This window comes from Sphingobium aquiterrae (genome assembly GCF_037154135.1).
In the GTDB taxonomy this organism is placed as follows: domain Bacteria; phylum Pseudomonadota; class Alphaproteobacteria; order Sphingomonadales; family Sphingomonadaceae; genus Sphingobium; species Sphingobium aquiterrae.
The window spans coordinates 161169-186930 of record NZ_JBANFL010000004.1; the positions used below are offsets into that span (position 1 = coordinate 161169).

The 25762-nt window shown below is 66.0% G+C and carries 26 protein-coding genes and 1 tRNA gene; 8 read left to right on the forward strand and 19 right to left on the reverse strand.

Translation table 11 applies throughout. The features are described from left to right. Positions 1-94: 94 nt before the first annotated feature. The 7 genes from WFP78_RS06035 to WFP78_RS06065 all read right to left on the reverse strand — a co-directional run bounded on the left by WFP78_RS06035 (position 95) and on the right by WFP78_RS06065 (position 6733). Entirely contained in the window at positions 95-1618 is a 1524-nt protein-coding gene (locus WFP78_RS06035) for a methyl-accepting chemotaxis protein (RefSeq protein WP_336959737.1), read from the reverse strand. After that, positions 1615-1860, reverse strand: coding sequence for a hypothetical protein (locus WFP78_RS06040; protein ID WP_336959739.1), 246 nt, complete (start codon positions 1858-1860; stop codon positions 1615-1617). The genes WFP78_RS06035 and WFP78_RS06040 overlap by 4 nt, the downstream gene beginning before the upstream one ends. A gap of 156 nt (positions 1861-2016) precedes the next feature. Next, positions 2017-3414: an alpha,alpha-trehalose-phosphate synthase (UDP-forming) gene (locus WFP78_RS06045; RefSeq protein ID WP_336959740.1), complete on the reverse strand. Its 1398-nt coding sequence runs from the start codon at positions 3412-3414 to the stop codon at positions 2017-2019. After that, a complete protein-coding gene (locus tag WFP78_RS06050) occupies positions 3411-5189 on the reverse strand; it encodes a glycoside hydrolase family 15 protein (protein ID WP_336959955.1) in 1779 nt (592 codons plus the stop codon). The genes WFP78_RS06045 and WFP78_RS06050 overlap by 4 nt, the downstream gene beginning before the upstream one ends. 51 nt (positions 5190-5240) lie before the next feature. Beyond that, the gene (otsB, locus tag WFP78_RS06055) at positions 5241-6017 is read right to left on the reverse strand and encodes a trehalose-phosphatase (protein WP_336959742.1); all 777 of its coding nucleotides are present in this window, start codon (positions 6015-6017) and stop codon (positions 5241-5243) included. A 90-nt stretch (positions 6018-6107) separates the two neighbouring features. Further along, entirely contained in the window at positions 6108-6287 is a 180-nt protein-coding gene (locus WFP78_RS06060) for a hypothetical protein (protein ID WP_336959744.1), read from the reverse strand. A 281-nt stretch (positions 6288-6568) separates the two neighbouring features. Further along, on the reverse strand, positions 6569-6733 hold the full coding sequence (locus WFP78_RS06065) for a hypothetical protein (RefSeq protein WP_336959745.1): 165 nt from the start codon (positions 6731-6733) through the stop codon (positions 6569-6571). A 115-nt stretch (positions 6734-6848) separates the two neighbouring features. Here WFP78_RS06065 and WFP78_RS06070 point away from each other — a divergent pair, with 115 nt between their 5' ends. From WFP78_RS06070 to WFP78_RS06080, 3 genes are all read left to right on the forward strand, one after another. Beyond that, positions 6849-7769 carry a LysR substrate-binding domain-containing protein gene (locus WFP78_RS06070; protein WP_336959747.1) on the forward strand — a complete coding sequence of 307 codons (921 nt, stop codon included), beginning with the start codon at positions 6849-6851 and terminating at the stop codon, positions 7767-7769. A gap of 61 nt (positions 7770-7830) precedes the next feature. Then, positions 7831-10131, forward strand: a complete 2301-nt coding sequence (parC, locus tag WFP78_RS06075) for a DNA topoisomerase IV subunit A (protein WP_336959748.1) — start codon at positions 7831-7833, stop codon at positions 10129-10131. 115 nt (positions 10132-10246) lie between these two features. Next, a complete protein-coding gene (locus WFP78_RS06080; RefSeq protein WP_336959750.1) occupies positions 10247-11953 on the forward strand; it encodes a putative bifunctional diguanylate cyclase/phosphodiesterase in 1707 nt (568 codons plus the stop codon). Here the strand turns inward: WFP78_RS06080 and WFP78_RS06085 are convergent. The 4 genes from WFP78_RS06085 to WFP78_RS06100 form a co-directional block, all read right to left on the reverse strand. Next, positions 11917-13119: a CCA tRNA nucleotidyltransferase gene (locus tag WFP78_RS06085; RefSeq protein ID WP_336959752.1), complete on the reverse strand. Its 1203-nt coding sequence runs from the start codon at positions 13117-13119 to the stop codon at positions 11917-11919. The two genes, WFP78_RS06080 and WFP78_RS06085, sit on opposite strands and share 37 nt — an antisense overlap. Next, positions 13106-13702, reverse strand: a complete 597-nt coding sequence (locus tag WFP78_RS06090; protein WP_336959753.1) for a CoA pyrophosphatase — start codon at positions 13700-13702, stop codon at positions 13106-13108. The genes WFP78_RS06085 and WFP78_RS06090 overlap by 14 nt, the downstream gene beginning before the upstream one ends. Then, positions 13699-14289, reverse strand: a complete 591-nt coding sequence (locus WFP78_RS06095; RefSeq protein WP_336959755.1) for a DUF1285 domain-containing protein — start codon at positions 14287-14289, stop codon at positions 13699-13701. Before WFP78_RS06095 ends, WFP78_RS06090 begins: the two co-directional genes overlap by 4 nt. Positions 14290-14455: 166 nt before the next feature. Further along, a complete protein-coding gene (locus tag WFP78_RS06100; RefSeq protein WP_336959757.1) occupies positions 14456-14974 on the reverse strand; it encodes a GNAT family N-acetyltransferase in 519 nt (172 codons plus the stop codon). A 159-nt stretch (positions 14975-15133) separates the two neighbouring features. On the opposite strand from WFP78_RS06100, the gene WFP78_RS06105 reads away from it, so the two are divergent. Further along, positions 15134-15517 carry a dihydroneopterin aldolase gene (locus tag WFP78_RS06105; protein ID WP_336959758.1) on the forward strand — a complete coding sequence of 128 codons (384 nt, stop codon included), beginning with the start codon at positions 15134-15136 and terminating at the stop codon, positions 15515-15517. Between the two features lie 55 nt (positions 15518-15572). On the opposite strand, the gene WFP78_RS06110 is transcribed toward WFP78_RS06105, so the two are convergent. Then, positions 15573-16520, reverse strand: a complete 948-nt coding sequence (locus tag WFP78_RS06110) for an isopenicillin N synthase family dioxygenase (protein ID WP_336959760.1) — start codon at positions 16518-16520, stop codon at positions 15573-15575. A 202-nt stretch (positions 16521-16722) separates the two neighbouring features. On the opposite strand from WFP78_RS06110, the gene WFP78_RS06115 reads away from it, so the two are divergent. Together WFP78_RS06115 and WFP78_RS06120 are read left to right on the forward strand one after the other, a co-directional pair. Next, on the forward strand, positions 16723-17130 hold the full coding sequence (locus WFP78_RS06115; RefSeq protein ID WP_336959762.1) for an EVE domain-containing protein: 408 nt from the start codon (positions 16723-16725) through the stop codon (positions 17128-17130). A 167-nt stretch (positions 17131-17297) separates the two neighbouring features. Next, positions 17298-17597, forward strand: coding sequence for a hypothetical protein (locus tag WFP78_RS06120; protein WP_336959957.1), 300 nt, complete (start codon positions 17298-17300; stop codon positions 17595-17597). A gap of 285 nt (positions 17598-17882) precedes the next feature. Here WFP78_RS06120 and WFP78_RS06125 read toward each other — a convergent pair whose 3' ends face one another. After that, complete coding sequence (locus WFP78_RS06125) at positions 17883-18185, reverse strand: glycine zipper 2TM domain-containing protein (RefSeq protein WP_336959764.1); 303 nt, start codon at positions 18183-18185, stop codon at positions 17883-17885. Between the two features lie 216 nt (positions 18186-18401). On the opposite strand from WFP78_RS06125, the gene WFP78_RS06130 reads away from it, so the two are divergent. Further along, positions 18402-18830: a cupin domain-containing protein gene (locus WFP78_RS06130; protein ID WP_336959765.1), complete on the forward strand. Its 429-nt coding sequence runs from the start codon at positions 18402-18404 to the stop codon at positions 18828-18830. Between the two features lie 984 nt (positions 18831-19814). Here the strand turns inward: WFP78_RS06130 and WFP78_RS06135 are convergent. From WFP78_RS06135 to aroA, 6 genes are all read right to left on the reverse strand, one after another. After that, positions 19815-20318, reverse strand: coding sequence for a hypothetical protein (locus tag WFP78_RS06135; RefSeq protein WP_336959767.1), 504 nt, complete (start codon positions 20316-20318; stop codon positions 19815-19817). Between the two features lie 178 nt (positions 20319-20496). Beyond that, positions 20497-20582 (reverse strand) — tRNA-Leu (locus WFP78_RS06140). Between the two features lie 239 nt (positions 20583-20821). Continuing rightward, a complete protein-coding gene (gene ihfB / locus WFP78_RS06145) occupies positions 20822-21103 on the reverse strand; it encodes an integration host factor subunit beta (protein ID WP_336959768.1) in 282 nt (93 codons plus the stop codon). Positions 21104-21330: 227 nt separating this feature from the next. Continuing rightward, positions 21331-23040, reverse strand: coding sequence for a 30S ribosomal protein S1 (gene rpsA / locus WFP78_RS06150; protein WP_336959770.1), 1710 nt, complete (start codon positions 23038-23040; stop codon positions 21331-21333). Between the two features lie 223 nt (positions 23041-23263). After that, positions 23264-23893: a (d)CMP kinase gene (gene cmk, locus WFP78_RS06155; RefSeq protein ID WP_336959772.1), complete on the reverse strand. Its 630-nt coding sequence runs from the start codon at positions 23891-23893 to the stop codon at positions 23264-23266. Further along, on the reverse strand, positions 23890-25245 hold the full coding sequence (aroA, locus tag WFP78_RS06160) for a 3-phosphoshikimate 1-carboxyvinyltransferase (protein WP_336959773.1): 1356 nt from the start codon (positions 25243-25245) through the stop codon (positions 23890-23892). Before aroA ends, cmk begins: the two co-directional genes overlap by 4 nt. Before the next feature lie 147 nt (positions 25246-25392). On the opposite strand from aroA, the gene WFP78_RS06165 reads away from it, so the two are divergent. Further along, a complete protein-coding gene (locus tag WFP78_RS06165) occupies positions 25393-25731 on the forward strand; it encodes a TIGR02300 family protein (RefSeq protein WP_336959775.1) in 339 nt (112 codons plus the stop codon). Positions 25732-25762 lie beyond the last annotated feature (31 nt).

Here is a 25762-nt window from a genome sequence, read left to right on the forward strand (position 1 = left end):
TGGGGATCAGCGATGCCGGGGCTGGTGTTCGCGCCCATAGACGAAAGCGGGTTCGGGTGCAAATAGTGGCGGGCCGCCAGGGGGATGAACGCCATCAGGCGGCATGCACGCGGCTGACGAAATCGTCCGATGCCTGCTGTAGCGCGCGGGCGCTGTGGGCAAGGCCGGTGGCGGCGCCGGAGACCTTTCCGGACAGCGTCTCGGTGACGCTGGCCATGGAAACGACCGACTCGATCTGGGTGGCGATGCGGGTCGCGCCCATCGCCGTTTCGCGCGCGGTATGCTCGATGACCATTGCGGTCTCGCGCTGCAGCTCCACCGTCGCGCGGATCGCCTTGGCCGAATCGTCCAGCTCGCCCATGATCTGGGTGATGTGGTTCAGCTTGTTGTCGGCGCCATCCGCGCCCGTCTGAACGGAATCGGACAGCAGCCGGATCTCGCCCGTGGCATTGGCGGTCTGGCCCGCCAGCTGCTTCACTTCGCCGGCGACCACGGCAAAGCCCAGTCCGACATCGCCTGCGCGCGCGGCCTCTATGGTGGCGTTGAGCGCAAGCAGGTTGGTGCGCGCGGCGATCTCATGGATCGAATCGGCAAAGTCCATGATCGTGCCCGTCCGCCGTGCCAGCGCACGCACCATGTCATGCCCCGATGTCGAGAGCATATGGGCGTTGCTCGAAAGCGTCGCCTGTTGTTCCGCGCTGGCGGCGATGGCGCTGATCGATTCCGACAGGTCCTGGATGCGACCCGCCAGAATGTCGGCGGCATGGGAGGACTGCTGCGCATGGGCGGCGGTTTCGGTCGCCTCATGGCTGGTCTTGTGGGCGATGCTGTTCAGGGAGACGGCCGATTGCTCAAGGGCTTCGGACGCCGTGCCGATGGACTGCACCACTTCGGCCACGGAGGCGTGGAAGGCCTGCGCCAGCGCCAGCATGTCGTCGCGCCGCGATGCGCTTGCCTGACGTTCCGTGGCTTCGCGCCTGCCGCGTTCCTCGGTCTCGCGCCGTTGCGCGTCGCGCACCAGCTGCATGGCCGCCTCGACCTCGCGCCGCTGCTCTATGGCCTCGGCGGCCAGTGTCTCGCTTTGCGCGCGCGCCTCGCCCTGCCGGATCATCAGCGCGCGCAGCTGGACGGTCACATAGCCCAGCGCGGCGAACTGAAGGAGCACGGCAATCGCATGGATCGCCACCCGCGCCAGATTGCTGACCGATACGAAAACCCAGGATGGCGCGATGAATTCCAGCAGCAGATGGTGCAGCGCGATCAGCACCGAGGCGAGCGCAATCGGCTTCCAGTCGCACAGCACCGTCAGCGCCGCCAGCGTGACGAAGAAATACATATGCCCGTCCGTCTGCCATTGATGGCCGGCAAGCAGATAGACGCCCAGCGCCGGGTGGATGGCCGCCAGCGTGCCGACGGTCAGTCGCGCGGCGTCGTCGTGGCGATGGCGCAGCGCCATCGCCGTGGGCACGATATTGGCGATCACCGCGAGCGCGAGGACGGCACCCAGATCGGGCGATCCCGTGTTGATGCCGATGATCAGCAATGCCAGCACCGCGACCCAGCCGCCAGCGGCGAGCAGGGTGATGCCACGCCTGCGCAATTGCTCCAGTTCGTTCATGTTCTCCGTCCCCCTCCCGTCGGCCTTGCGCCGCATCCTGCCGCCGGCGCGGCGATCGTGACGATGCCGTGCGCCAGCATGGCAAGGACCAGCCGGTCGCGCGCGCCCTCCACCACCAGCGAGCCGGCAGCCGGTCCATATCCGACCGGCGAGGCCCCCCTGGCGATCGCAAGGGACAGCATCTCTCCATGGCTGCGCATGCCCAGCGGCAACAGCATCATGCGGCCCGTACGCGGGGGCATGAAGGCCATCACGGCAAATGCCGCACAAATGCACGCGACCTGAAGCCACATCGCGGCATTGCGCATGATAAAGGACCGAGCGGCAACCATGGTCCATTCTTACAAAAAATGCCTATCGAGTGATTAACCAACACGACAACTTGTTCCAACCTGGAACTATTCTGCCGTCGCCGGTTCCGCTGCCTCTGTCTGCTGCGGCTGGAGCCGGCCGGTAAAGCAGGTCCGCCACCAGACCACGTCCTGCTGCATCACGCAGTCCATCATCGCGCGCCAGCGCCGCTTGCGTTCGTCCAGCGGCATGGCGAGCGCGCGCTGGATCGCATCCGACATCTCCTCGGGGCTGTAGGGGTTGACGAGCAATGCGTCCTTGAGCTGCAGCGCCGCGCCGGCAAAGCGCGAGAGGATGAGCACGCCGGGGTCTTGCGGGTCCTGCGCCGCGACATATTCCTTGGCGACCAGGTTCATCCCGTCGCGCAGCGGCGTCACCAGCCCGATGCGCGCGGCGCGATAGATGCCGGCCAGCTGGTCGCGCGGATAGCCCTGGTTGACGTAGCGAATGGGTGTCCAGTCGACATCGCTATATTCGCCGTTGATCCGCCCCGCCAGCGCATCCAGCGTCGCGCGGATCTGCTGGTAGCTCTCCACCTCCCCGCGTGAGGGCGGCGCGATCTGGGTCAGCACCACCTTGCGGTGCATGTCGGGATTGTCCTTCAGGAAGCGGGCATAGCCGTTGAAGCGCTCCTCCAGCCCCTTGGAATAGTCCAGCCGGTCGACGCCCACGATCATCGCCCGTTTCTGCAGCGAGTCATCGACCCGGCCCTGCATCTCCAGCGCCGCCGGGCTGGTGCTCGCCGCCACGAATTCCTTCGCGTCGATGCCGATCGGGCAGGCGACCGCCTGGATGGTGCGGTCTCCCAGGGTGACGAGGTCGCCCTGCACCGTGCCGCCCATTTCCTTTTCGACATAATGGCGGAAGGATTCCAGCCACTCCTCGGTGTGGAAGCCCACCACGTCATAGGCGAACAGCGATTCCACCAATTCGATATGATGGGGCAGCGACACCAGCAGGCGGGTGGGCGGCCAGGGGATGTGGAGGAAAAAGCCCATGCGGTTCCGGTGCCCGCGGGCGCGCAGCATCTGGCCCAGCGGGATCAGGTGATAGTCATGCACCCAGAGCGTGTCTTCGGGCTCGATCAGCGGGCTTGCGGTTTCGGCGAAGCGCTCGTTCACCCGGTTATAGCCGCCCTCGAAATCGCGTTCATATTCGGCCAGGTCGATGCGGAAATGGAACAGCGGCCACAGCGTCTTGTTCGCATAGCCATTATAATATTCGTCGATATCCTGCGCTTCCAGGTCGATGGTCGCGGTCTTCACGCCGTCATCCTCGTTGAAGGCGATCTGGCCGGTGAACTGCTCCGTCGTCTCGCCCGACCAGCCGAACCAGATGCCCCGGCTTTCGCGCAATGCCGCCGCCAGCGCGATCGCAAGGCCGCCCTGCTCGGCGCCCGAGCCGGGGCGCTTGACCCGGTTGGAGATGATGATGAGGCGGCTCATCGGCATTCGCTCCATGGCTTGCTGAGCAGCATGGCGCAGTTGATGATGCCGACGAGCGCATAGGTTTGCGGATAATTGCCCCATAATTCTCCCGTCAGCGGATCGATATCCTCGGAAAGCAGCCCGGCGGCGGTGCGCCGCGCCAGCATGGTTTCGAACAGGCGGCGGGCTTCTTCCGTCCGTCCCGTGCGATGCAGCGCCTCGATCAGCCAGAAAGTGCAGACGTTGAAGGCGGTGACGGGGGCGCCGAAATCATCGGGCGCGCTGTAACGCAGCATGTCGTCGCCGCGTCGCAGGTCCGCCTCCAGCGCGGCCAGCGTGCCGGCGAAGCGCGGATCGTCGGCGGTGACGAAGCGCAGGTCGAGCAGTTGCAGCAGGGAGGCGTCGCGCGCATCCTCCTCGAACGTGGCGGAGATGGCGTTGCTCTCCTCCCGCCATGCCGCCTGCAGGATGATGTCGCGCATCAGCGTCGCGCGCCCGGCCCAGTGCGCCTCGCGATCGGCCAGGTCCAGCGCGGCGGCGGCATGGGCCAGCCGGTCGCACGCCGCCCAGCACATGACCGCGCTGTAGCTGTGGACATGGGCGCGGGTGCGCAGCTCCCAAAGCCCCGCGTCGGGCCGGTCGTACACCGCCCATGCCCGCTCGCCCACGTCCTCCAGCGATTCGAAATCCGCCTTGCCCGCCTTGCGCAACAACCGCTCGTCGATGAACGCCTGCACGGAGGAGAGCACGATCTGGCCATAGGCGTCGTGCTGCACCTGCGCATAGGCGGCATTGCCGACCCGCACCGGCCCCATGCCGCGATAGCCCGGCAGGTTGCCTGCCTCCCATTCCTCCAGCCGGGCATTGCCCCGCACATCATAGAGCGGCTGGATATGCCCGCCCCTGGCGCCGTCCACGATGTTGCGCAGATAGGCGAGATAGGCTTCCAGCACGTCCAGCGCCCCCAGCCGGTTCAGCGCCTGCACCGTATAATAGGCGTCGCGAATCCAGCAGAAGCGATAGTCCCAGTTTCGCCCGCTATCGGCATGTTCGGGGATGCTGGTGGTCAGCGCCGCGACGATCGCGCCGGTTTCCTCATGCTGGCAGAGTTTCAGGGTGATGGCGGCGCGGATCACCGCCTCCTGCCATTCGGGGGGCGTTGCCAGGCCGCGCACCCAATGCTGCCATTGCGCCTGGGTGTCGTCCAGCATCCGCTCGACCATGGGGCGCAGCGCGTCGGAGAAACTCTCATCGGGCCCCAGGAAGAAATGCGCGTCCTGCTCCAGCCGGAAGAAGCTCTCCTGCGCGATCAGGCCGATGGGCGCGTCGGTGGAGAGGCGCATGGCCATGTAGCTCAGCTGCATGCGGACATGGTTGGAGCCATAGCTGATCGGCACCCGCTCCGCGTTCCAGCTCGTCGTCGGGCGCAGGCGCACGCGGATGCGCGGGCTGCCATGGACGGGGCGCACCACGCGGGCGAAGGCGACCGGGCGATACATCCGCCCGCGTTGCATGTATCGGGGGCAGAAGTCGTAAGTCTCGATGGCGTTGCCGTCCCGGTCCGTCTGCCGGGTCCGCAGGATCGGGGTGTTGCGCACATAGGCCTGTTCGACCGTGGCGCAGTTTTCCAGCTCTATCGCCCAGAAGCCGCGCGCGTCCGGGCTGTCCCATGCATCGGTGTCGAGCAGTGCGGAAAAGACGGGATCGCCATCCACCCTGGGAACGCAGGCCCAGATCATTCGTCCTGCCCTGTCGATCAGTGCCGATGCCTGGCAATTGCCGATCGGCCACAGGTCGAGGTCGCGCCTATTCAAAATATCTCCGATCCGTGCTTGTCCCCATTTTCAGGGCGTTGATGCTCCTCCTTTCGCGGTAGCAGCATAGCTGGAGAGGTAATGCCTGACAGCGGCAACCTGTTCCAATCGCCAGACCGCATGAGTGTCGCGCGCCGGCCCGACCAGGATGCCATGGCCGCCCAGGGCGGCGGCGGCGCGGAAGCCCTGTTCGTCGGTCACGTCGTCGCCGATGAACAGCGGCGTGCCGCCGGCCATGGGGCTGTCATCCATCATCAGCATCAGCGCGCTGCCCTTGTCGACACCGCCCGGCCGCAGTTCCAGCGCCATCTTGCCGGGCTGGATCATCAGGCCGGTATCCTGCGCCAGCGCCGTCACGATCACCGCCGCATCCTCTGCCCATTGCGGCGCGCGGCGGTAATGCAGGCCGACGCTCAGCGTCTTGCGCTCCACGATGACGCCCGGCCTGCCGGCGGCGAAGCGATCCAGCGCCGCCTGCGCCACATCCACGCCCGGCAGCCGTTCCGGCGCGGCGATGCTGCCATCTGCCCGCACCATCTCCAGCCCATGCGACCCGGACAGCAGGAAGCCGCCCAGCCCGAAGCTGCCGCGCAGGGTTTCCACCGACCGGCCGCTGACGATGGCGAGCCGCCCCGCCAGCGCATCGCGCAGCCGTTCCAGCATGGCGTGTAGGTCCGCATCGACATGCACGGCATCCGGCACATCGGCGAGCGGCACCAGCGTCCCGTCGAAATCGAGGAACAGCGCCGCGCCGTCGAGCAGCGTCAGCGGGGGCACGGCGAGGGGAGGGATGTCAGAATCGGCCACGCGCCCAAGGTGGAGCGGCCGGCGGGAAACGCAAGTGCGGAAGGAGAAAGGGTGGTTGCGGAAGGATGCGCGATCCTCTCCCCCGTCACGTCACAGCCTGTCGTCCGGCAGCGGCGAGGCTGTGACCGTCATCCGTCCCAGGAAGATGGGCTTGTCCAGGCCGATGATGCCGGGCGCCTGCGCGATGGGGCGGGGCGGGGCCGAATGCATCGTCCAGAGCGGCGCGGCGGTGATGGCGATGGACGCCAGTGCGATGAAGAAGCGCGGCATGAACGATGGCCCGTCCCGTGGATGATGGAGCGGGTCTAAGGGGCGGATGTCACGCGGATGTGCCGGGCGGCAGCCATAATTGTCGGAAAGTGTAACAGGCGCCGGATCGGCGGGGAAAGGCCGGGGTCGATCGCCATTCAGCTCATGCTGGAACGAGTCCCGTGCCGCGTTTCAGGGTCTGCGCTGCGTGATCATCGCGTTTCCCGGCTTCACCCGAACGGCATGGCGATCAGCCCCGGCCATGTCCGGCGCCCGATACCCGCTATGCGGTCGCCCGTCGCTCATTTGCGGCGCGGCAGGCATTTCGCGGCCATCCAGGGCGCCGACCATTCGATATTGTGCAGCACGCAGAAGGCCTGCATGATGCCCCCGAACAGGCGGCCGATGCCGGCGCTCACATGCTGGTGATGCTCCGCCCAGTGGCGGCTGTCATAGTCGCTTGGCATGTCGATCTCCTTTCATCGTGCGGACTGTTGGCCGCCCATGATCGATATCGCGAACCTGCCCTTGCGGCCAACAAAAGCATGGACAGGCTAGATAAGCCCAGCTTATCATTCGGCCATGTCCGGCCTGCCGCCCCTTTCCGCCGTCCGCGTCTTCGAAGCTGCGGCGCGCCTTGAAAATTTCACCGCCGCGGCAGAGGAACTGGGCATGACCCAGGCGGCGGTCAGCTATCAGGTGAAGCTGCTGGAGGAACGGCTTGGCATAAGCCTGTTTCATCGTTCCGGCCGCCGCGTGATGCTGACGGACAAGGCGCGCGCGCTTGCCCCCATCCTCACCCGCGCCTTTGGGGAGATGCGCGCGGGCTTCGCGGCGGTGAAGGGCGAGGACGCAAGCGTGCTGACGATCAGTTGCACCAACAGCTTCGCGCATCTCTGGCTCGCCTCGCGCATCGGCGCTTTCCAGATGAAGCAGCCGGGGCTGGCGGTGCGTATCCACACGTCCGACACGCTGGTCGATTTCGCCCGCGATGGCATCGACATGGCGGTGCGCGGCGGCAAGGGGGACTGGCCGGGGCTGGATGGGCGGCTGCTCACCCATAACCGCCTCGCGCCGCTCTGCACGCCTGCTTATCTCGCAAGGCACGGCCCCATCGCCGATGCCCGTGCCCTGCGCGCGATGCCGCGCCTGACGCCCAACGACATGTGGTGGCATGAATGGTTCGCGGCCATGGGCCTGGAAAATGACGGGGAGCAGGGCAGCACCATCGCGCTCGACAGCCAGGTGCTGGAGGGGCGCGCCGCGCTCGCCGGGCAGGGCATCGCCATCCTCAACATGTATCTGTGGCGGCAGGAGATCGAGGCGGGGCTGCTGGTGGAGGCGGTCCCCTCCTTCGTGCGGGAAGGGGTGAGCTATTGGGTCGTCTCCCCCGCGCACGCCCGCAACACGCCCAAGGTGAAGGCCTTTCGCGACTGGATCGTCGCGGAATTCGCCGCCGCTCATGCCAGCGACCCGCAGGGGATTTTCCTGCCGAGGGATTGAGCTGCGCGATTGACCAGCGCACCCCTCGCCAAGTCGCGATCGCCCTGCTATCCCGGCGGCGATGACCGATTTCCGCGACCCGTTCGACAGCATCAAGGACCATCCTTTCGACGCCGCGCTGTCCGAACGCTATCTCGTCTATGCCCTGTCCACCATCACCGCCCGGTCGCTGCCCGACCTGCGCGATGGGCTGAAGCCCGTGCATCGCCGTCTGCTCTGGGCGATGCGACTGCTGCGGATGGAGCCGGCGGGGGCGAGCCCGGATGTGCTGATCGCCAATCCGGCGCGCAACACCACGTCGTACAAGAAATGCGCGCGCGTGGTCGGCGACGTGATCGGCAAATATCACCCGCATGGCGATACGTCGGTCTATGACGCGATGGTCCGCCTGGCGCAGGACTTCTCGCTGCGCATGCCTTTGGTCGACGGGCAGGGCAATTTCGGCAATATCGACGGCGATAACGCGGCGGCCATGCGCTATACCGAGGCGCGGCTGACGCAGGCGGCCAGCGACCTGATGGCCGGGCTGGACGAAGGCACGGTCGATTTCCGCCCGACCTATAATGGCGAGGATGAAGAGCCGGAGGTCTTCCCCGGCCTGTTCCCCAACCTGCTGGCAAACGGCGCGAGCGGCATCGCGGTCGGCATGGCGACCAGCATCCCGCCGCACAATGTCGCCGAGCTGATCGACGCCGCGACCCTGCTGATCGACCAGCCGGAAACCGATCATGCCGCGCTGATGCAGGTCGTCACGGGCCCCGACTTCCCGACCGGCGGCGTGCTGGTGGACAGCCAGGCTGCGATTTCCGAAGCCTATGCCACCGGGCGCGGATCGCTGCGCACCCGCGCGCGCTGGCACAAGGAGGATGAAGGGCGCGGCACCTGGGTGCTGATCGTCACGCAAATCCCCTATCAGGTGCAGAAGTCCAAGCTGATCGAGCAGATCGCGGCGCTCATCAACGACAAGAAGCTGCCGATCCTGGCCGATGTGCGGGACGAGAGCGATGCGGAGATTCGCATCGTGCTGGAGCCGCGCGCCCGCACCGTCGATCCGCAGATATTGATGGACAGCCTGTTCCGCCTGACCGACCTCGAGACGCGCTTCGGCCTTAACCTCAACGTGCTGGACGCCACCCATACGCCGCGCGTCATGGGCCTGCGGCAGGTGCTGGTCGAATGGCTCGCGCACCAGATCGACGTGCTGGTGCGCCGCGCCCAGCACCGGCTGGACAAGATCGCCGCCCGACTGGAGCTGCTCGACGGCTATATCATCGCCTATCTCAACCTCGACCGGGTGATCGAGATCATCCGCACCGAGGATGAGCCCAAGGAGGTGATGATGGCCGAGTTCCAGCTCACCGACCGCCAGGCCGAAGCCATCCTCAACATGCGGCTGCGCAGCTTGCGCAAGCTGGAGGAGATGGAACTGCGCCGCGAACATGGCGAGCTGGTCAAGGAGCGCGAGGAGCTGGAAAAGCTGGTCGAAAGCCCGGCGCGCCAGCGCACGCGGCTGAAGCGCGACCTGGCCGACCTGCGCAAGCGCTATGGGCCGGAGACCCCGCTCGGCAGGCGCCGCACCCTGATCGAGGAAGCCGCGCCCGCGCGCGAAATCCCGCTGGAGGCGATGATCGAGCGCGAGCCCGTCACCGTCATCATCTCCCAGCGCGGCTGGATCAGGGCGATGAAGGGGCATGTCGACGATGCCACCGTCGCCGGCGTTAAATATAAGGAAGGCGATGGCCCGCATCCGGCCATCGGCCCCATCCGCATGTACACGACGGACAAGCTGCTGGTGGCCAGCGCCAATGGCCGCTTCCACACGCTGGGCGCGGACAAGCTGCCGGGCGGGCGCGGTTTCGGCGAGCCGGTGCGGTTGATGATCGACCTGGAAAATGATGTGGAGATCGTGGCGCTGCATGCCGCCCGGGCCGGTGGCAAGCTGCTGCTGGGCGCTTCCGACGGGCGCGGCTTCATCGCGCCGATGGAGGAGATCATCGCCGAAACCCGCAAGGGCAGGCAGGTGGTGAATGTGCGCACCGGCGCGAAGCTGAAGATCGTCCATGCGATTGCCGAGGATGCGGACAGCGTCGCCGTGATCGGTGAGAACCGCAAGCTGCTGGTGTTCCGCCTCAGCGAGCTGCCGGAAATGACCCGTGGCCAGGGCGTGCAGTTGCAGCGCTATCGGGATGGCGGCCTGTCCGACATGATCGCCTTCCCGCTCGCCAATGGCCTCAGCTGGGCGATGGGGGGAGAAAGCGGGCGCATTCGCACCGAAACGGATATGACGCCCTGGCGCGTGGCGCGCGGCGCAGCGGGCAGAATGCCACCGAGCGGCTTTCCCAGGGACAATCGCTTCGGTTGACATATCGGTTTGGCATCATGCCCTACCGACTTGATCCATTTACAGAATTTTACACTCTTTGGGCTAGGCGGAGCATATGGAATCCGTGCCCGCACGAGTCTGGACAGGGGAAGACATGGCCTGCGCGCCCGCGCCGGAGCCGGTGAGCGATTGCTCTGGCGCCGTCGACTGGCTGGAGGCCCTGCCTCATCCCGCCGCGATCCTGTCGCTGGCGGGCAAGGATTTCTGCATTCTGTCGGCCAACCCGGCTTTCACGCAGAAACTCTCGGTTTATATCAACAACAACGATGACCGCCGCCGCCGTTTCCAGGCCGACTGGCGCGATCGCATCTTCTCCTGCATGGTCTCCGGCAATGGCTTGGCGCATTTCGAAGTGCGCGAAGACGGCATGCTGGGCCCGGAATATTATTCCTGCACGCTTGGCCGACTCGACCAGGAGCAACAGGGCGAATCGCGCTTTCTGCTGACCGTCATCGACCGCACCGGCGAGCGGATGATCGAGCGGAATTTCCGCCGCGAATTGCTGACGGACAGCCTGACGGCCCTGCCCAATCGCGCGGGCTTCGGCGAAGAGATCGACGACCGGCTGGCGCACGCCCCCTGGCCGGAGGGCAGCGGCTTTGCCATCCTGTGCATCGATCTTGCCCGGTTCAGCCGGGTCAATGAATCGCTGGGCGCGCTGGCCGGCGACGAACTGATCATCACCGTCGCCAAGCGCCTGAAGTCGTCGCTGCGGCAGGGGGATGTGCTCGCGCGGATCGGCGGCAATGAATTCGCCATCTTCGCCCGGCTGCATAACGGCCTTTCCGATGCCCTCCATATCGTGCAGCGGATCAACGACACGCTGTCGTCCCCCGTGCGCCTCTCCAACCTGCAGATCAGCGTCGATTGCGCCATCGGCTGCGCGCTCTCCAGCAGCCGGGAGGATGATCCGGACGACATCGTGCGCCAGGCGCAGGCGGCGGTGAAGTTCGCCAAGCGGTCCGGCAAGCTGGAAATCTACCGGACCGGCGTGCTGAAGGAGGCGCATCGTCGCTTCACCCTGGAAAGCCGGCTGCGCGACGCGCTGGCCAATGGCGGGCTGGAACTGGCCTTTCAGCCCATCGTCCACCTCCGCTCGGGCGAGGTTGCGGGGTTCGAGGCGCTGGCGCGGTGGAACGACCCGGAACTGGGCGCCGTCTCCCCGGCGGAGTTCATCCCGGCGGCCGAGGAATCCGGGCTGATCGTGCCGCTGGGCCGCTGGGCGATGCATGAGGCGGCCCAGACGCTGGCCAAATGGGACAGGATGAATGGCGATCCGCTGCCGATCCGCGTCAGCGTCAACCTGTCGGCGATCCAGATGGCGCGCGACGATGTGCCGAGCGTGCTGGAAGAGGCGCTGCGCTACAGCGGCATCGACGGCAAGCGGCTGACCATGGAACTGACCGAAAGCGCGATCATTGCCGATCCGGACAAGGCGCGGCAGGTGCTCTCCGCGCTCAAGGCGATGGACGCTTCGATCGCCATGGACGATTTCGGCACGGGCTATTCCAACCTTGCCAGCCTGCAGAGCCTGCCGATCGACGTGCTGAAGATCGACCGGAGCCTGGTGACGGGCATGTTGAGGGATCGCGACAAGACGGCCATCGTCAAGGCGATCCTCTCGCTGGCCGAATCGCTGGGGCTGCGGGTGACGGCCGAGGGCATCGAAACCCGCGAGCTGGCCGACGGGCTCGACCGCATGGGCTGCTGGCAGGGGCAGGGCTATTATTATTCGGTGCCGATGATGGCTGCGGCCGCCTTCGACTATTGGCGCGCGCGCTGGAATTTCGAAACGATCTGATCGGCGATCGCATCGACCCGCGCCGCATCGGGAAAACGCTCGGCGATCCACTCTTCCTCGATCATGCGCAGCACATGGGCGACGTCCGGGCCAGCCGGAAGCCCGCGCGCCACCAGCGTGCCGCCGCCGATCGGCAAGGACGGCTTTTCCCATCCGGCCAGCGCGGCGGCGTCCGCCGGCGATCCGTCCTCGCCGAGCAGCAGCCGGTCGATCGCGCCTTCCGCGCCCAGCCGATAGGCCAGTTCGCCGGCATCGCGATGCGTCGGGGAAGGGGTGAGCGCCACCGCCATGCGTCTGCGCGCCTTGTTCGACAGCTTGAGGCGCGCGGCCACCGCTTCGCCGGTCGCGGCTTCCTGCGGCAGCAGGGCGCACAGGCGGCGGAGCGCCGACGCCGGGACGCCCGCTTCCCGCTCCCGCGCCACCAGCGCGCCAAGGCGCTCCACGCCGTCAGCTTCGATCTCCGGCAGGACCGGCGCCAGGATGCCGTCCGCGACCATCAACCGCATGGTAGGCGTGGGGTCGGCAACGGCCAGCAGCTTCAGCAGTTCGTCGGCCACCCGCTCGCGGGAGAGGGCCATCAGGCTGTTGGCGGCGGCGACGCAGGCGGCATAGCCCTCCGCATCGGGTTCGCCCCGGCCGAAACGGGCATGGAAGCGGAAGAAGCGCAGGATGCGCAGATGGTCCTCGGCAATGCGGTCGGCTGCGGCGCCGATAAAGCGCACGCGCCGCGCCGCCAGGTCCGCCACGCCGCCGAAATAGTCGGTGATCGTGCCGTCCGCCGGATCGGCATAGAGCGCGTTGAAGGTGAAGTCGCGCCGCGCCGCATCCTCGCGCCAGTCGGCGGAGAAGGCGACCGTCGCCCGCCGCCCGTCGGTGGAGACATCCCGGCGCAGGGTCGTGATCTCGACCGGCCAGCCCTCGATCACGGCGGTGATGGTGCCATGGTCGATGCCGGTCGGCACCAGCTTGATGCCCGGCACGTCGCGCAGGCGCGCCATCACCGCATCGGGGGCGTGGACGGTGGCGATGTCGACATCCTTGACCGGCTCGCCCAGCAGCCCGTCGCGCACCGCCCCGCCCACGAAGCGCGCCGCATCCGGGCCGAGCGCGGCCAGCAGCCGGTCCAGCCCCGGCTTGTGCCGCCATGGCGCGTCAGGAAGGATCATGGCCGAGCCTGCGGGAAAGATTGGCGAGGATGGCGGCGGTGATCCCCCAGATCCGCCGATCCTGCCACCGGATTTCATAATAATGATGCGGTTTCCCCATGAATTCCGTCTGCTGGCAGCGTCGGTTGGCCGGGTTCAGCGCAAAGGCGAGCGGCAGTTCGAACCAGCTCTCGACCTCCGTTTCCTGCGGGGTCAGCGGCAGGTCCGGCGGGACGACACCCAGCACCGGCACGATGTCGAAGCCGGTGAAGGTGTGATAGCGATCCGACAGGCCGATCAGTTCCACCCGGTCGGGCGGCAGGCCGATTTCCTCATGCGCCTCACGCAGCGCAGCCGCCGCTTCGTCGGCATCGCCCTCGTCCACCCGCCCGCCGGGAAAGGCGACCTGGCCGGGATGCTTGCGCAGCCTGGCCGATCGTTGCGTCAGGATGAGGCCGGGCTCGGGCCGGTCGGTGATCGCCACCAGCACGGCGGCGGGGGCGAGCAGGATGTCGCCCGCGATCCGCGGGTCGTGCAACAGGGGGCCGATATCGCGCGCATGGCCGGTGGCAAGGTCCGCGCGCAGCCGGTCCGCCAGCCTCATGCCGGCCCGTCCGCCGGTCCACCCGCCGGCAGATCGAGCGGGAAGAAGGCGCCGTCGCTCCACAGGCCGATCCGTTCGCCCTCTTCCTCAAGCGCGATGTTGACCAGTTCATAATAGACGCTGCGCGCGACCAGCGCCTCCAGCCCGCCGCGCACCAGTATATAGGGGTGCGGCCCGGTGTCGGTCGCGCGCACCGTCAGCGGATGGTCCGGCCCCACCGGCGCGATATCGCCGGTGTTGAGCCGGAAGGCGAGGCGGCGAGCCGCGCCCTCGCCCTCGCTCTTCACCTCGACAGCGACGAAGGGCGCATCCTCCACCGCGATGGCGAGCTTTTCGACGGGCGTCACCAGCACATAGCCGCCATCGGGCTCGCGGCGCAGGATGGTGGAGAACAGCCGCACCATCGCCGCGCGGCCGATGGGCGATCCCTGGTGGAACCATGTGCCGTCGCGGGCGATGCGCATCTCGCTGTCGCCGCAATGGGTGGGGTTCCATTGCTCCACCGGCGGCAGGCGCTTTTCCTGCGCCAGCCGCGCGATATCCGCGAGCGAAAGCGTTTCCAGGTCGGGCGGCGGGTCCATCGGCATCCGGGGGAGATAGGACGACGCCCGCCCAAAGCAAAGGGCTATTCGGGCTGTCCCCCATTCCGCTCAGGCGGGGCCGGGAAGGGGCTTCCCGAGCATCGTGGCACAGGAATGGATACGAGTCACATGCCTCGTTCCAAGGTTTCGCAGGCCCGCCTGGCGGAGGGTGTTAGGCCGAGACCGTCTGTCGCGGCCCCAGCATGCCTTGCACCGGGATCGCGCCGCCGCCGGTCTCCAGCGCCAGCAGGCGGCGATGCTCGAACGGTCCGGGCGCGTCCCACCGGCCCGTCGCATCGGCGGAAAAGCCCCAGAAGCGGCCATAATATTCCGGGTCGCCGACCATCATCAGCGGCGCGCTGCGCTGGGTGCGGGCGTCGCGCACCACCGCGTCCATCATCGCCCGGCCATAGCCGCCGCGCTGCGCATCGGGCATCACCGCGACCGGGCCGACCATGACGAGTGGCGCGGACGATCCATCGGTGCCATGCAAGGCCACGGGCCAGCTTTGCAGCGTGCCGACCAGCTTTCCGGCATCGTCCAGCGCGGCATAGGAAAGCTCGGGCAGCCAGGCCATGCCCTGGCGGATGACATAGGCGGTCCGGCCCCGTCGGTCCGCGCCGAACGCCGCGTCGAGCAACTGCTCGACGGCCTCGTCCGTCTGCGACGCCAGGGGGAGGATATTCGTCACTTGCCGTTCCATCCGCAAAGGGGCATGAGCGCCCGAAGCGGCGGCCTATTACCGCCTCGCCGATAAATGAAAAGGAAAAACGGCAATTTCGCGACAGCGGCCCCCTGTGGCCGCCCCATGGCGGCCATGGGTGCGCGTGCCAAGGGAAGCGCAATTTTAATGACCCTGCCCCAAGAGGACTATCTGATCCTGGAAGTCGACGATCTGGACGTCGACATTCTGACCGGCATCTATTCCGAGGAAACGCACCTGCCGCAACCGTTGCGGATTTCCGTGCGCGCGCGGCTGAAGATGGCCGATCATTATGCGCCGGACACGCCGCTGTCGCGGTCCAAAAACTATATGGACCTCAAGCATGCGGCGACGGATGCGATCCCGAAGGACCGGCATTTCACCCTGATCGAAGCGGTCGCGGACCATATCATCGAAACTGTCTTCCTGCAGGACGAGATGGTCCGCCATGTCGAGGTGAAGATCGTGAAGCTGGCGCTCACCGAACGCGGCGAATCGATCGGCATCACCATGGGCCGGCGGCGGAAATAGGACAGGCGATATCCCGTCGGGCGACCCGGCGGAAAGGATCGTAGCGCGAGAGGCCTCACCCCTTCTTGATCAGCCCGATCTCCACCAGCCGCTCGTGCAGATAGTCATGCGCGCTGATCGGCGGCTCGCGCAGCGGGTTTTCCGCGGTCACGCATTGCGGCAGCGCCTCGATCATGAAATCGGGGCGCAGGTGCAGGAAAAAGGGCATGGAATAACGCGAATAGCCGCGCCGCTCGGGCGGCGGGTTGACCACGCGGTGGCTGGTCGAGGGCAGCACATGGTTGGTCAGCCGCTGCAGCATGTCGCCGACATTGATGGCCAGCGCGCCGGGCGGCGGCACCACGGGCAGCCAGTTGCCGTCGCGATCCAGCAGCTCCAGCCCGCCTTCCTCCGCGCCCAGCAACAGGGTGATGAGGTTGATGTCCTCATGCGCGCCGGCGCGGATGCCGGGGGCTTGCGGGGACACCGGCGGATAGTGCAGCGCGCGGATGATGCTGTTGCCGTCGCGGATCGGATCGTCGAACCAATGTTCGTCCAGCCCCAGATACAGCGCGATCGCCGACAGCAGCCGCGCGCCGACCCGGTCGAACTCCACGAAGAGGCGGGTGAAGGTGTCGCGGAAACCCGCAATCTCGTCCGGCCAGATATTGGGCGGCATGGTCTCCGCCAGCGGATCGCCCGGCGCCAGGTCGCGGCCGACATGCCAGAATTCCTTGAGGTCGTTCTCGCTCGCGCCCTTGGCGATCTCCGTCCCATAGGCGGTGTAGCCGCGCTGGCCGCCGCCGCCCGCCACGATGTAGCGGCGCTTCACATCCTCGGGCAGGGCGAAGAACGCCTTGGCCCTGGCCCAGGCATCGTCGATCAGCGCCATGTCCATGCCGTGATCCTTCACCATCGCGAAGCCGAAGCGGTGGAAGGAGCCGCCGAACTTCTGCGCAAAGGCCTGCCTGCTCTCGCCGGCCATCGAGAGGACGGGAACGGCATCGAGAACGGTCTGGGACACGGATTTCAACTCCACAAAGGGCAATGCCGCAGTCTAGCGGTGCCAAGCCGCCCTGTCACGATAGAGCCACGACAAGAGCCACGATAGGCGCCACGACCGGGCCCATGACAGGAGCGCCCGATGCAGAGCGGGCTTGATCCCGCATCGCCCGGCGTTGCATGGGGAGCCATCTTTCCCATCGACGAAGCAGGAGCCCGCCCGCATGCACTATTGGCTGATGAAGTCGGAACCCGACGTCTTTTCCTGGGACGATCTGGTCGAAAAGGGCGAGGCGGAGTGGGACGGCGTGCGCAACCATGCCGCCCAGCTGAACATGAAGACGATGAAGAAAGGCGATCTGGCGCTGTTCTACCACAGCAATATCGGGCTGGAGGCGGTCGGCATCATGGAGATCGTGCGGGAGGCCGCGCCCGACAGCACCGACGAGACCGGCAAGTGGATCGCCGTGCATGTTGCGCCGCATAAGAAACTGCCCGATGCCGTAACGTTGAAGACGATCAAGGCCGATCCGGCGTTGGCGGAAATGGCGATGATCCGCCAGTCGCGCCTCTCGGTTTCGCCCGTCACCGAGCCGCAATTCCGCCATATCCTCAAGCTGGCCGGGCTTTGAGGATTCTCTAGCAGTCTGGTTGGGATGTGATTGCGCGCCACGCAATCGTCTTGACGCCCTTTGCGATTGCTGGCGTGCTGCAATGCAACATATAAGGGCATTAACAGAAATAGAACAAAACATACCGAGGTGTTTGATCGGCATTCACAAGGAGATAACTCATGCGAATGCTGTCCAAGATTGTTTTTGTCGCCGCACCGGCTGCTGCCCTTCTCGCCGCCGTTCCCGCCATCGCCGGTGACGCGCCCAAGGAGCGCTTCGTCCACGAAGGCTACACCTATATTTACCAGGTGAAGGAAGAAAAGGGCGCGAGCCGGATTTCCGGCAATCGCTACCCCGGCGGTGCCGCTTTCTCGCTGGTCGTCCGCGGCGGCAAGGTGAACGGCGTTTCCGGCGGCCAGCAGGTTGCCTTCGACGTTGACTCGGCACGCGGCGCTGCTGCGGGTGCAGAGGTGGTTGCCCGCTAAGGCGGTTTGCGATCCGATGGTATCGGATCAACCGCTCCATGCTTTTGATGGACGCATTTTCCGCGCCGTCAGGTGACGCCACCTGACTGGGAAATGCTCTTGGGGCGACTGATCCTCAGGATCACATATTTTGGGGCGGCCTGGCATATCCAGGCCGCCCCTTTTTCATTCGGCTTCTGGCGGCACCTTGCGCCACGGCGCGATCCGATGGGTCATTGCGTGGCGACGGGTGGCCGCGCCGGGGCCATGGGGCGATGTCACCCCATGGCCGGCGGGCCGGTGGGCTCAGCGGCAGCGACGCTTGCTGTCGACTTCCTTGCCGATCAACGCCCCTGCGGCCGCGCCCAGGATGGTGCCGGTGGCGCGATCGCCGCGGGTGTCGACCGCCCGGCCGACAAGGGCGCCGCCCACGCCGCCGACGATCAGGCCGGTGGTGCCGTCCGACTTGCGGCAATAGGTGCGGCCGTCCCGACCGCGCCATTCCTTGTACTGATAGTTGCGGCGCGCCTCGGCCTGGTCGCCGGGCATCGCGAATGTCGCGGGGATGGCGACGGCAGCCGCCGCCAGCGAAAGCATGAGGGTACGCATGATTTGCTCCTTCTTGTATATGGCCGATATCCTGGCCTGTCCTTGACCACGGGCATTGAACCTGCCGACCATGGACGAAGTTGCATGAACCTGTGACAACGGCATAAAATGTTGAAATAAATGTGAAATAATCTGATGCATGCGTTGCGTTGGCGTGGTGCGCGGCCTGTCCGGGCCAGCCATGCCGCGCCCATGCGAGGACAGAAGGGGGAATAGATGGATGAGGCACGCGCATTGATCGACCGGCTGGGCCTGTCGCCCCATCCCGAAGGCGGCTGGTATCGTGAAACCTGGCGGGCCGATGCCGCCGCAGGCGCCCGTTCGCCGGGCACGGCGATCCTGTTCCTGTTGGAACAGGGGCAACGGTCGCACTGGCACCGCGTGGATGCGACGGAGATCTGGTTCTGGCATGCCGGCCATCCCTTGCGGCTGCTGACCGCGCCGGGTGACGGCGGGCCGGTCGCCGCGCATGTGCTGGGCGGCGACATCATGGCGGGGCAATCGCCGCAGGGTCTGGTCCCGGCCGATCACTGGCAGGCGGCACAGGCGGATGCGGGCTGGGCGCTGGTCAGTTGCACGGTGACGCCGGGCTTCGATTTTGCCGGCTTCACATTGGCGCCGCCGGGCTGGGCACCGGGCAACTGACCGGGCGCCTGACCGCCGGAATCCGGGGCGCCGCCCGACTTATCCACATTCATCCACAGATTTCATGCGGTCCGGCTGCCGTGGAAGCCATGATTCCATTTTGCGCGACTCGCCGATGGTGAGAGCATCGGCATATCGAAAGGCAAGGGCGCCAGGAGAAATCCCGACCCGGCACAAGGGGGAACCCGATTGCCACGCCTGACGGTCTGCCGGTGAACGGGCATGTGGCGCCGCCGAAAGGCGGTGGCACGGGGTTCATCCGGCAGGGCTCGATGGAAATGGCATGCCGGCGGCGTGAAGGCGCATTGCAGGGGCTGCTGTGGATTGGAGCATGGAGGCCATGGCCGTTCGCGGTCGACCCTCCGGCGGTGCCTGAACGGAACAGGGTTGCAGACACTGTTCCAGATGAAGGACCGCGGCACGCCGATGCCTCGCCTTGCCATCCGTTCGCGGATGTGCCGGCGGCGACGGCGGAAGTGGGGACTGGCAGCGATGCCGGTCCCCATTTTGCTGGACGCCATTTTATCCGCGCGGCGCGCTCCATGAGCGATGGAGGCGGAGTCCCACATGACCGCTACAAAGCGAGATGCTCACGCATCGGCGCGCAGGATTTGAAACAGGGCATGTGAATCGTTTCAACGCTTTACGGGTCTGCACGGGCTGAATGTAAATTGGTCTTAAAGCATGTGTCGCGCCGCCGGATGAATGCAGTTGGCGGAAAACAAGGAACAAGGAGCGTGCGCCTTGCGATCCGATCGCTTCGGATCGGCCGCCCAGTGTTTTTGGCCTGATGCATGTGCCGAGCCGTTCGATGATCTGGAACAGGCTCCGGCACGCATCGTCCTTCGGCTTGTTCAGACCCGTAAAGCGTTGAAACGATTCACATGCCTCGTTTCAATTTCCGTGCTCCGATACTCGAAAATCACGGCTTGGCCCTGCGGTCGTCTGCTACTCCGGCGCCACCTGAACTGAATGTCGATGGTCCTAGCGGCAATAACCTTCCTTGCCCTTCTGCACGATCAGGCAATCCTTCTTGTCCGCCAGATATTTGAAGCCGGTGTCGGCGCCGCTACCCGGCCGGATGCTGAATGCCTTGCCATCGCGGGTGAAGCCGATGCCCTTGCCATCCGCCATGCCGGCATAGTCCGCCTTGCGATCCAGCGTGTCCTGAATGGTCAGCGCATAATGGCCCGGCGTGCCGTCATCGGCGGCGCGGATATCGAGGAACAGGCCTTCGGGGCCCGTCCATCGGCCCATCCAGCTGTCCGAAACCAGGCTGGCATTGCCTTCCGCCTCGCTGGCGGGGGTAAGGGCGTCGCTGTCTTCGGCGATCGCGGTGACGTTCGCCATGTCATTGCCGGTCATGTTGGTCACGGCCACGCTGTTGTTGGCCGCCGGTTGGCCGGAACCGGAACAGGCCGTCAGGGCCAGCGCCGCGATGATGGCCAGGGGCGATGTCGCGACCAGTCGGGGGAGGGCGGGATTCATCCACGGCATCCTTTATGTTGCAGCCTGCAGGGCGAATGATTTTCTGTACCCGATTGATCCGCCGCTGGCCACAGGCCCCGGTCCGCAGAAGCATGCGAGCCTATCGTCCGCCTGATCGGCTGCGCCCATGGACTGCCCGGCGTTCCCTGGGCGAGGCTGTATGAGCCCCTTGAAAAGCTGGTGCGGACGGCGGGACTTGAACCCGCACTCCATTGCTGGAAGCGGATTTTAAGTCCGCCGCGTCTACCATTTCACCACGTCCGCACATCCCGCCATATCCGGCTGGATCGTTGCGTTCCGTGCCGCGCGTCATGGCGGGCGTCAAGCGGGATGGTGGTGCCGGCGGCGGCTGCGACGGCGATGTCCGGCATTGCCGGCCGGCGCGGGGGCATGATCGTTCCGATGGGATTGCACCGGACATGCTCTATTTCGGTTCAGCTTTCCGTAGCGTCAGAACCGTCGGGCAAGGGGTGCCCGGGAAGAGATATGTTAAAATGGCGGCTCTATTTCGTGTTCAGGCGATCACGCATTTCCTTGCCCGGCTTGAAATAGGGGACGCGCTTGGCGTCGACCGGAACCGTCTCTCCCGTGCGCGGATTACGTCCGGTCCGGGCATCGCGTGAGCGGGTGGAGAATGCGCCAAAGCCGCGCAACTCGACCCGGCCGCCGTCGGCCAGCCGTTCTATAATTTCGCGAAAGAAGAGATCTACGATCCGTTCGATTTCTTGAAGTGTAAGTCCCTGATTTTCTTCGGCCAGCTTCTGGACCAGTTCCGAACGAATCATTGCGCCCCCGATTCCTACTATCTCTTTATTGATGCTTGTTAGACATGCTTAGTGAAATGTAAATACAGGGACAATTCCGTATAATTGCTACTTGTGTAGCAATGGCACACAGTCGCCCTGCGCTGATCCGGCCAGCCCGGCCAAAGAAATAGCCCGCCGGATCATGGCGATCCGACGGGCTATTGCTTTTGGTATATATCCGCCCGGGCAAGGGCGTCTTCAATGGCTTAGCTGTCGCTCTTGGCCTTCAGCGCTTCGCCCAGGATGTCGCCCAGCGATGCGCCGCTGTCGGACGAACCGTACTGCGCAACCGCCTGCTTCTCTTCGGCGATCTGCAGCGCCTTGACGGAGAAGTTGGGCTTCTTCGCACGGTCGAAACCGATGACCAGCGCGTCGAACTTCTGGCCGACCTGGAAGCGGTCGGGGCGCTGTTCGTCGCGGTCGCGGCCAAGGTCGCTGCGCTTGATGAAGCCGGTGGCGCCATCGTCGCCAGCCTGAACCTCCAGGCCGCCGTCGCGCACTTCCAGCACGGTGACGGTGACGGTGGCGTTCTTGTTGAGGCCCGAAGCGGCAGAGGTGGAGCCGGCGCCCGGCGCACCCTTTTCAAGCTGCTTCATGCCAAGGCTGATGCGCTCCTTGTCGGTGTCGATGTCGAGCACCACGGCCTGGACCATCTCGCCCTTGCGATGCAGGGCCAGCGCGTCCTCGCCGGAGATGCCCCATGCGATGTCCGACATATGCACCATGCCGTCCACGTCGCCGTCGAGGCCGATGAACAGACCGAATTCGGTCGCGTTCTTGACTTCGCCTTCGACCACGGAGCCGACCGGGTGACGCTCGGCAAAGGCATCCCAGGGGTTCGACTGCGCCTGCTTGAGGCCCAGCGAGATGCGACGCTTCTCTTCGTCGACTTCCAGAACCAGGACTTCGACTTCCTGGCTGGTCGAAACGATCTTGCCGGGGTGGACGTTCTTCTTGGTCCAGGACATTTCGGAAACATGGACGAGGCCCTCGATGCCCGGCTCCAGCTCGACGAACGCACCATATTCGGTGATGTTGGTGACGCGGCCCGAAAGCTTCGCACCCACCGGATATTTGGCCGATGCGCCTTCCCACGGATCGCTCTCAAGCTGCTTCATGCCCAGCGAGATACGCTGCGTGTCGCGGTTGATGCGGATGATCTGCACGCGAACGGTGTCGCCGATGTTGATCATCTCGTTGGGGTGGTTGATGCGCTTGTAGCTGAGGTCGGTGACGTGCAGCAGGCCGTCGATGCCGCCCAGATCAACGAACGCGCCATAATCGGTGATGTTCTTGACCACGCCCTCGATGACCTGGCCTTCGGCCAGCGTCTGGATGAGGCCGCTGCGCTGTTCGGCGCGCGTCTCTTCCAGGATGGCGCGGCGCGACACGACGATGTTGCCGCGGCGACGATCCATCTTCAGGATCTGGAAGGGCTGGGGGATGTCCATCAGCGGGGTGACGTCGCGCACGGGGCGGATATCGACCTGCGAGCCGGGCAGGAAGGCCACGGCGCCGTCGAGGTCGACGGTGAAGCCACCCTTGACGCGGCCGAAGATGACGCCTTCGACGCGGGCGTTCTCGGAGAATTCGCTTTCCAGCTTGTCCCAGGCGGCTTCGCGGCGGGCGCGGTCGCGGCTGAGCATGGCATCGCCATGGGCGTTCTCGACGCGGTCGACATAGACTTCGACTTCGTCGCCGACCTTGATGTCGGCCTTCTGGCCGGGCATCGCGAATTCGCGCAGCGGCACGCGGCCTTCGCTCTTGAGGCCCACGTCGATGACGGCCAGGTCGTTTTCGATTGCGGTTACGGTGCCCTTGACGACGCGGCCTTCAAAGCCGCCGTCCTCGCCACCGAGGGATTCGTTGAGAAGCGCGGCGAAATCGTCGCGCGAGGGAAATGCCGTAGAGGCCATGGTTAGAGTTCCTTCACATCGTTGCTGGCCAGCCGGTTGTCTCCGGCGGTCTTTTCAAACGCGGCCCTGATGGATGTCCCGAGGGACGACCAGGGCCGTGGCCAAAGCGCCCGCATGGCCGTATGCCAGACGGGCATCCATCAGAATCCTGCGCCAAAATGGACGCATTGGCGGAAAAGCGAAAAGGGCGCTCCGAAAATCCGAAGCGCCGCCCTGGGCCGCATCAACCGCGACCTGCCACCTGTGCGTCCACAAGCGCAATCGCCTGCTGAACGGCGGCGTCTATAGTCAAATTGCTGGTATCTAGCAAGTCCGCGCCGTCGGCCTGCCGCAGGGGGGCATTGGGGCGGTTCATGTCGCGTTCGTCGCGCGCCTCGATATCGACCGCGATGGCATGGGCGTCCGCCTCTATGCCGCGCGCCTGCATCTCCGCCATGCGGCGCCAGGCGCGGGCGTTGACGCTGGCGGTGACGAACAGCTTGGCATCGGCATCGGGCGCGATGATGGTGCCGATGTCGCGCCCGTCGAGCACGGCGCCGCCCGGCTGCGCGGCGAAATCCCGCTGGCGCTTGAGCAGGGCTGCGCGCACCGCCGGGTGGATCGACACGCGCGACGCCAGTGCCCCCGATGCCTCGTCGCGCAGGGCCGGGTCGGCCAGCAGCGCGTCATCGAAGCTGCAGGCCGCCAGCGCGTCATCGCCATTGTCGGGATTGCCGCCGGAGCGGTCCACCGCCACGCCGACCGCGCGATAGAGCAGGCCGGTATCCAGATAGGGAATGCCATAATGGGCCGAGAGCGCGCGCGCGATCGTGCCCTTGCCCGCGCCCGCCGGGCCGTCCACCGCGATGATCATGCGCCGGCCCCGGCCGCATCCGCAAAGGCGCCAAGGCTGCCGAGCAGGTCGACAAAGCCGGGGAAGCTGGTGGCGACCGGGCGCATGTCGTCCACCTCCACGCCGTCGCGGGAGACGAGGCCGGCGACCGCGAAGCTCATGGCGATGCGGTGATCCAGCTTCGTCGCGATCGGTCCGCCGCCTTTCAGCGGCTTGCCGCCTGTGCCGGTGATGATCAACCCGTCCTCCAGCTCTTCCACCGCGGCGCCGATCGCGCGCAGGCCGTCGGCCATGGTGGCGATCCGATCCGATTCCTTGACGCGCAATTCCTCAAGGCCGCGGAATATGCTGCGTCCTTCTGCCAGCGCGGCGGCGACGAAGGCCACGGGAAACTCATCGACCATGGAGGGAACATTGGCCGGGTCGGGCTCGACGCCGTGCAGGGCGGATGCGGTGACGGCAAGGTCGCCGACGGGTTCGCCGCCGACGTCGCGCGGGTTCAAGATCTCGATCTGGCCGCCCATGGACCTGAGCAGTTCGACCAGCCCGGCGCGAGTCGGATTGAGCCCGACATTCTCTATGACGATGTGCGAGCCGGGCACCAGCAGCGCCGCGACCATCGGGAAGGCGGCGGAGGAGGGATCGCCCGGCACGACGATATGCTGGGGCTTGAGCTCCGCCTCGCCCTTCAGCGCAATGATACGGGCGCCGTCCGGCTGCACCGCAACGGTCAGGTCGGCGCCGAAGCCGCGCAGCATCCGCTCGCTATGGTCGCGGGTCGGCACCGGCTCGATGACGCGGGTGATGCCCGGCGTGTTGAGCGCGGCGAGCAGGATCGCCGACTTCACCTGTGCGGACGCCACCGGCAGCCGATATTCGATCGCCACCGCCGGGCTGATGCCGCGCATGGTGAGCGGCAGGCGGCCGCCGGGGCTGGACGTGAATTCCGCGCCCATGGTGGACAGCGGATCGATCACCCGGCCCATCGGGCGCCTGCTCAAGGAGGCATCGCCGGTGAACGTCGCCGTCAGGTCGTGGCTGGCGAGCAGGCCCATGAGCAGCCGGGTGGAGGTGCCGCTATTGCCCATGTCGAGCGCCGTTTCGGGCTGCATCAGGCCGCCGACGCCCACGCCATGCACATGCCACACGCCGTCGTCGCGTTGGATGTCGGCGCCCATGGCGCGAAGGGCGGCCGCCGTCGCCAGCACATCCTCGCCCTCCAGCAGCCCCTCGATCCGGCTTTCGCCCACGGCCAGGGCGGACAGCATCAGCGATCTGTGGGAAATGCTCTTGTCGCCCGGCACCTGCACCGTGCCGGCAAGCGGTGGCGCGGCGGCAAAGCGCTGGGGCAGGGGGGAAGCGTGGCTTGACATGGGATGTTCCGGGAATGCTGCGGGGGGAAAAATGCAGGCGGCTTTTGACAGCGCGGTTCCGCTATGGCAAGGCGCGGCTCGTTTTGCGTGGCCAGCCCGGCTGGACCGCGCTTTTCTTGATGATGTTTAGAAGGACAGAGGCGGCACATGGTGAAGCCTGAATGGGGCACGAAGCGGACCTGCCCGAAGTGCGGCACGCGGTTCTACGATCTGGGCAAGGACTCGCCGGTGGTCTGCATCAACTGCAGCAATCCGTGGGAACCCGAGCCGGTTCTGAAGTCCAAGCAGCCGCTGCCTTATGAGGAAGTGGCGCCCAAGAAGGTGGTCGAGACCGCCGACGGCGCGATCGAGGCTGTGGACGACGATCTCGACATCGATCTGGATGTCGATGAGGACGGCGATTCGCCCGACAACGACGTCGATCTTGGCGGCGACGACGACCTGGGCGTCGACGCGGGCGCCGATGACGGCGACGACGACAATTAAAATCGAGAGCGCGAATTAAGCTCTTGCATTG

Bases quoted from the DNA above. Each gene is read 5' to 3' on its own strand.
- WFP78_RS06035 (WP_336959737.1), bottom strand. From the start codon at position 1,618: ATGAACGAACTGGAGCAATTGCGCAGGCGTGGCATCACCCTGCTCGCC.
- WFP78_RS06040 (WP_336959739.1), bottom strand. From the start codon at position 1,860: ATGCCCCCGCGTACGGGCCGCATGATGCTGTTGCCGCTGGGCATGCGC.
- WFP78_RS06045 (WP_336959740.1), bottom strand. From the start codon at position 3,414: ATGAGCCGCCTCATCATCATCTCCAACCGGGTCAAGCGCCCCGGCTCG.
- WFP78_RS06060 (WP_336959744.1), bottom strand. From the start codon at position 6,287: ATGCCGCGCTTCTTCATCGCACTGGCGTCCATCGCCATCACCGCCGCG.
- WFP78_RS06065 (WP_336959745.1), bottom strand. From the start codon at position 6,733: ATGCCAAGCGACTATGACAGCCGCCACTGGGCGGAGCATCACCAGCAT.
- WFP78_RS06070 (WP_336959747.1), top strand. From the start codon at position 6,849: ATGTCCGGCCTGCCGCCCCTTTCCGCCGTCCGCGTCTTCGAAGCTGCG.
- parC (WP_336959748.1), top strand. From the start codon at position 7,831: ATGACCGATTTCCGCGACCCGTTCGACAGCATCAAGGACCATCCTTTC.
- WFP78_RS06080 (WP_336959750.1), top strand. From the start codon at position 10,247: ATGGCCTGCGCGCCCGCGCCGGAGCCGGTGAGCGATTGCTCTGGCGCC.
- WFP78_RS06085 (WP_336959752.1), bottom strand. From the start codon at position 13,119: ATGATCCTTCCTGACGCGCCATGGCGGCACAAGCCGGGGCTGGACCGG.
- WFP78_RS06090 (WP_336959753.1), bottom strand. From the start codon at position 13,702: ATGAGGCTGGCGGACCGGCTGCGCGCGGACCTTGCCACCGGCCATGCG.
- WFP78_RS06095 (WP_336959755.1), bottom strand. From the start codon at position 14,289: ATGCCGATGGACCCGCCGCCCGACCTGGAAACGCTTTCGCTCGCGGAT.
- WFP78_RS06105 (WP_336959758.1), top strand. From the start codon at position 15,134: ATGACCCTGCCCCAAGAGGACTATCTGATCCTGGAAGTCGACGATCTG.
- WFP78_RS06115 (WP_336959762.1), top strand. From the start codon at position 16,723: ATGCACTATTGGCTGATGAAGTCGGAACCCGACGTCTTTTCCTGGGAC.
- WFP78_RS06120 (WP_336959957.1), top strand. From the start codon at position 17,298: ATGCTGTCCAAGATTGTTTTTGTCGCCGCACCGGCTGCTGCCCTTCTC.
- WFP78_RS06125 (WP_336959764.1), bottom strand. From the start codon at position 18,185: ATGCGTACCCTCATGCTTTCGCTGGCGGCGGCTGCCGTCGCCATCCCC.
- WFP78_RS06130 (WP_336959765.1), top strand. From the start codon at position 18,402: ATGGATGAGGCACGCGCATTGATCGACCGGCTGGGCCTGTCGCCCCAT.
- WFP78_RS06135 (WP_336959767.1), bottom strand. From the start codon at position 20,318: ATGAATCCCGCCCTCCCCCGACTGGTCGCGACATCGCCCCTGGCCATC.
- ihfB (WP_336959768.1), bottom strand. From the start codon at position 21,103: ATGATTCGTTCGGAACTGGTCCAGAAGCTGGCCGAAGAAAATCAGGGA.
- rpsA (WP_336959770.1), bottom strand. From the start codon at position 23,040: ATGGCCTCTACGGCATTTCCCTCGCGCGACGATTTCGCCGCGCTTCTC.
- cmk (WP_336959772.1), bottom strand. From the start codon at position 23,893: ATGATCATCGCGGTGGACGGCCCGGCGGGCGCGGGCAAGGGCACGATC.
- aroA (WP_336959773.1), bottom strand. From the start codon at position 25,245: ATGTCAAGCCACGCTTCCCCCCTGCCCCAGCGCTTTGCCGCCGCGCCA.
- WFP78_RS06165 (WP_336959775.1), top strand. From the start codon at position 25,393: ATGGTGAAGCCTGAATGGGGCACGAAGCGGACCTGCCCGAAGTGCGGC.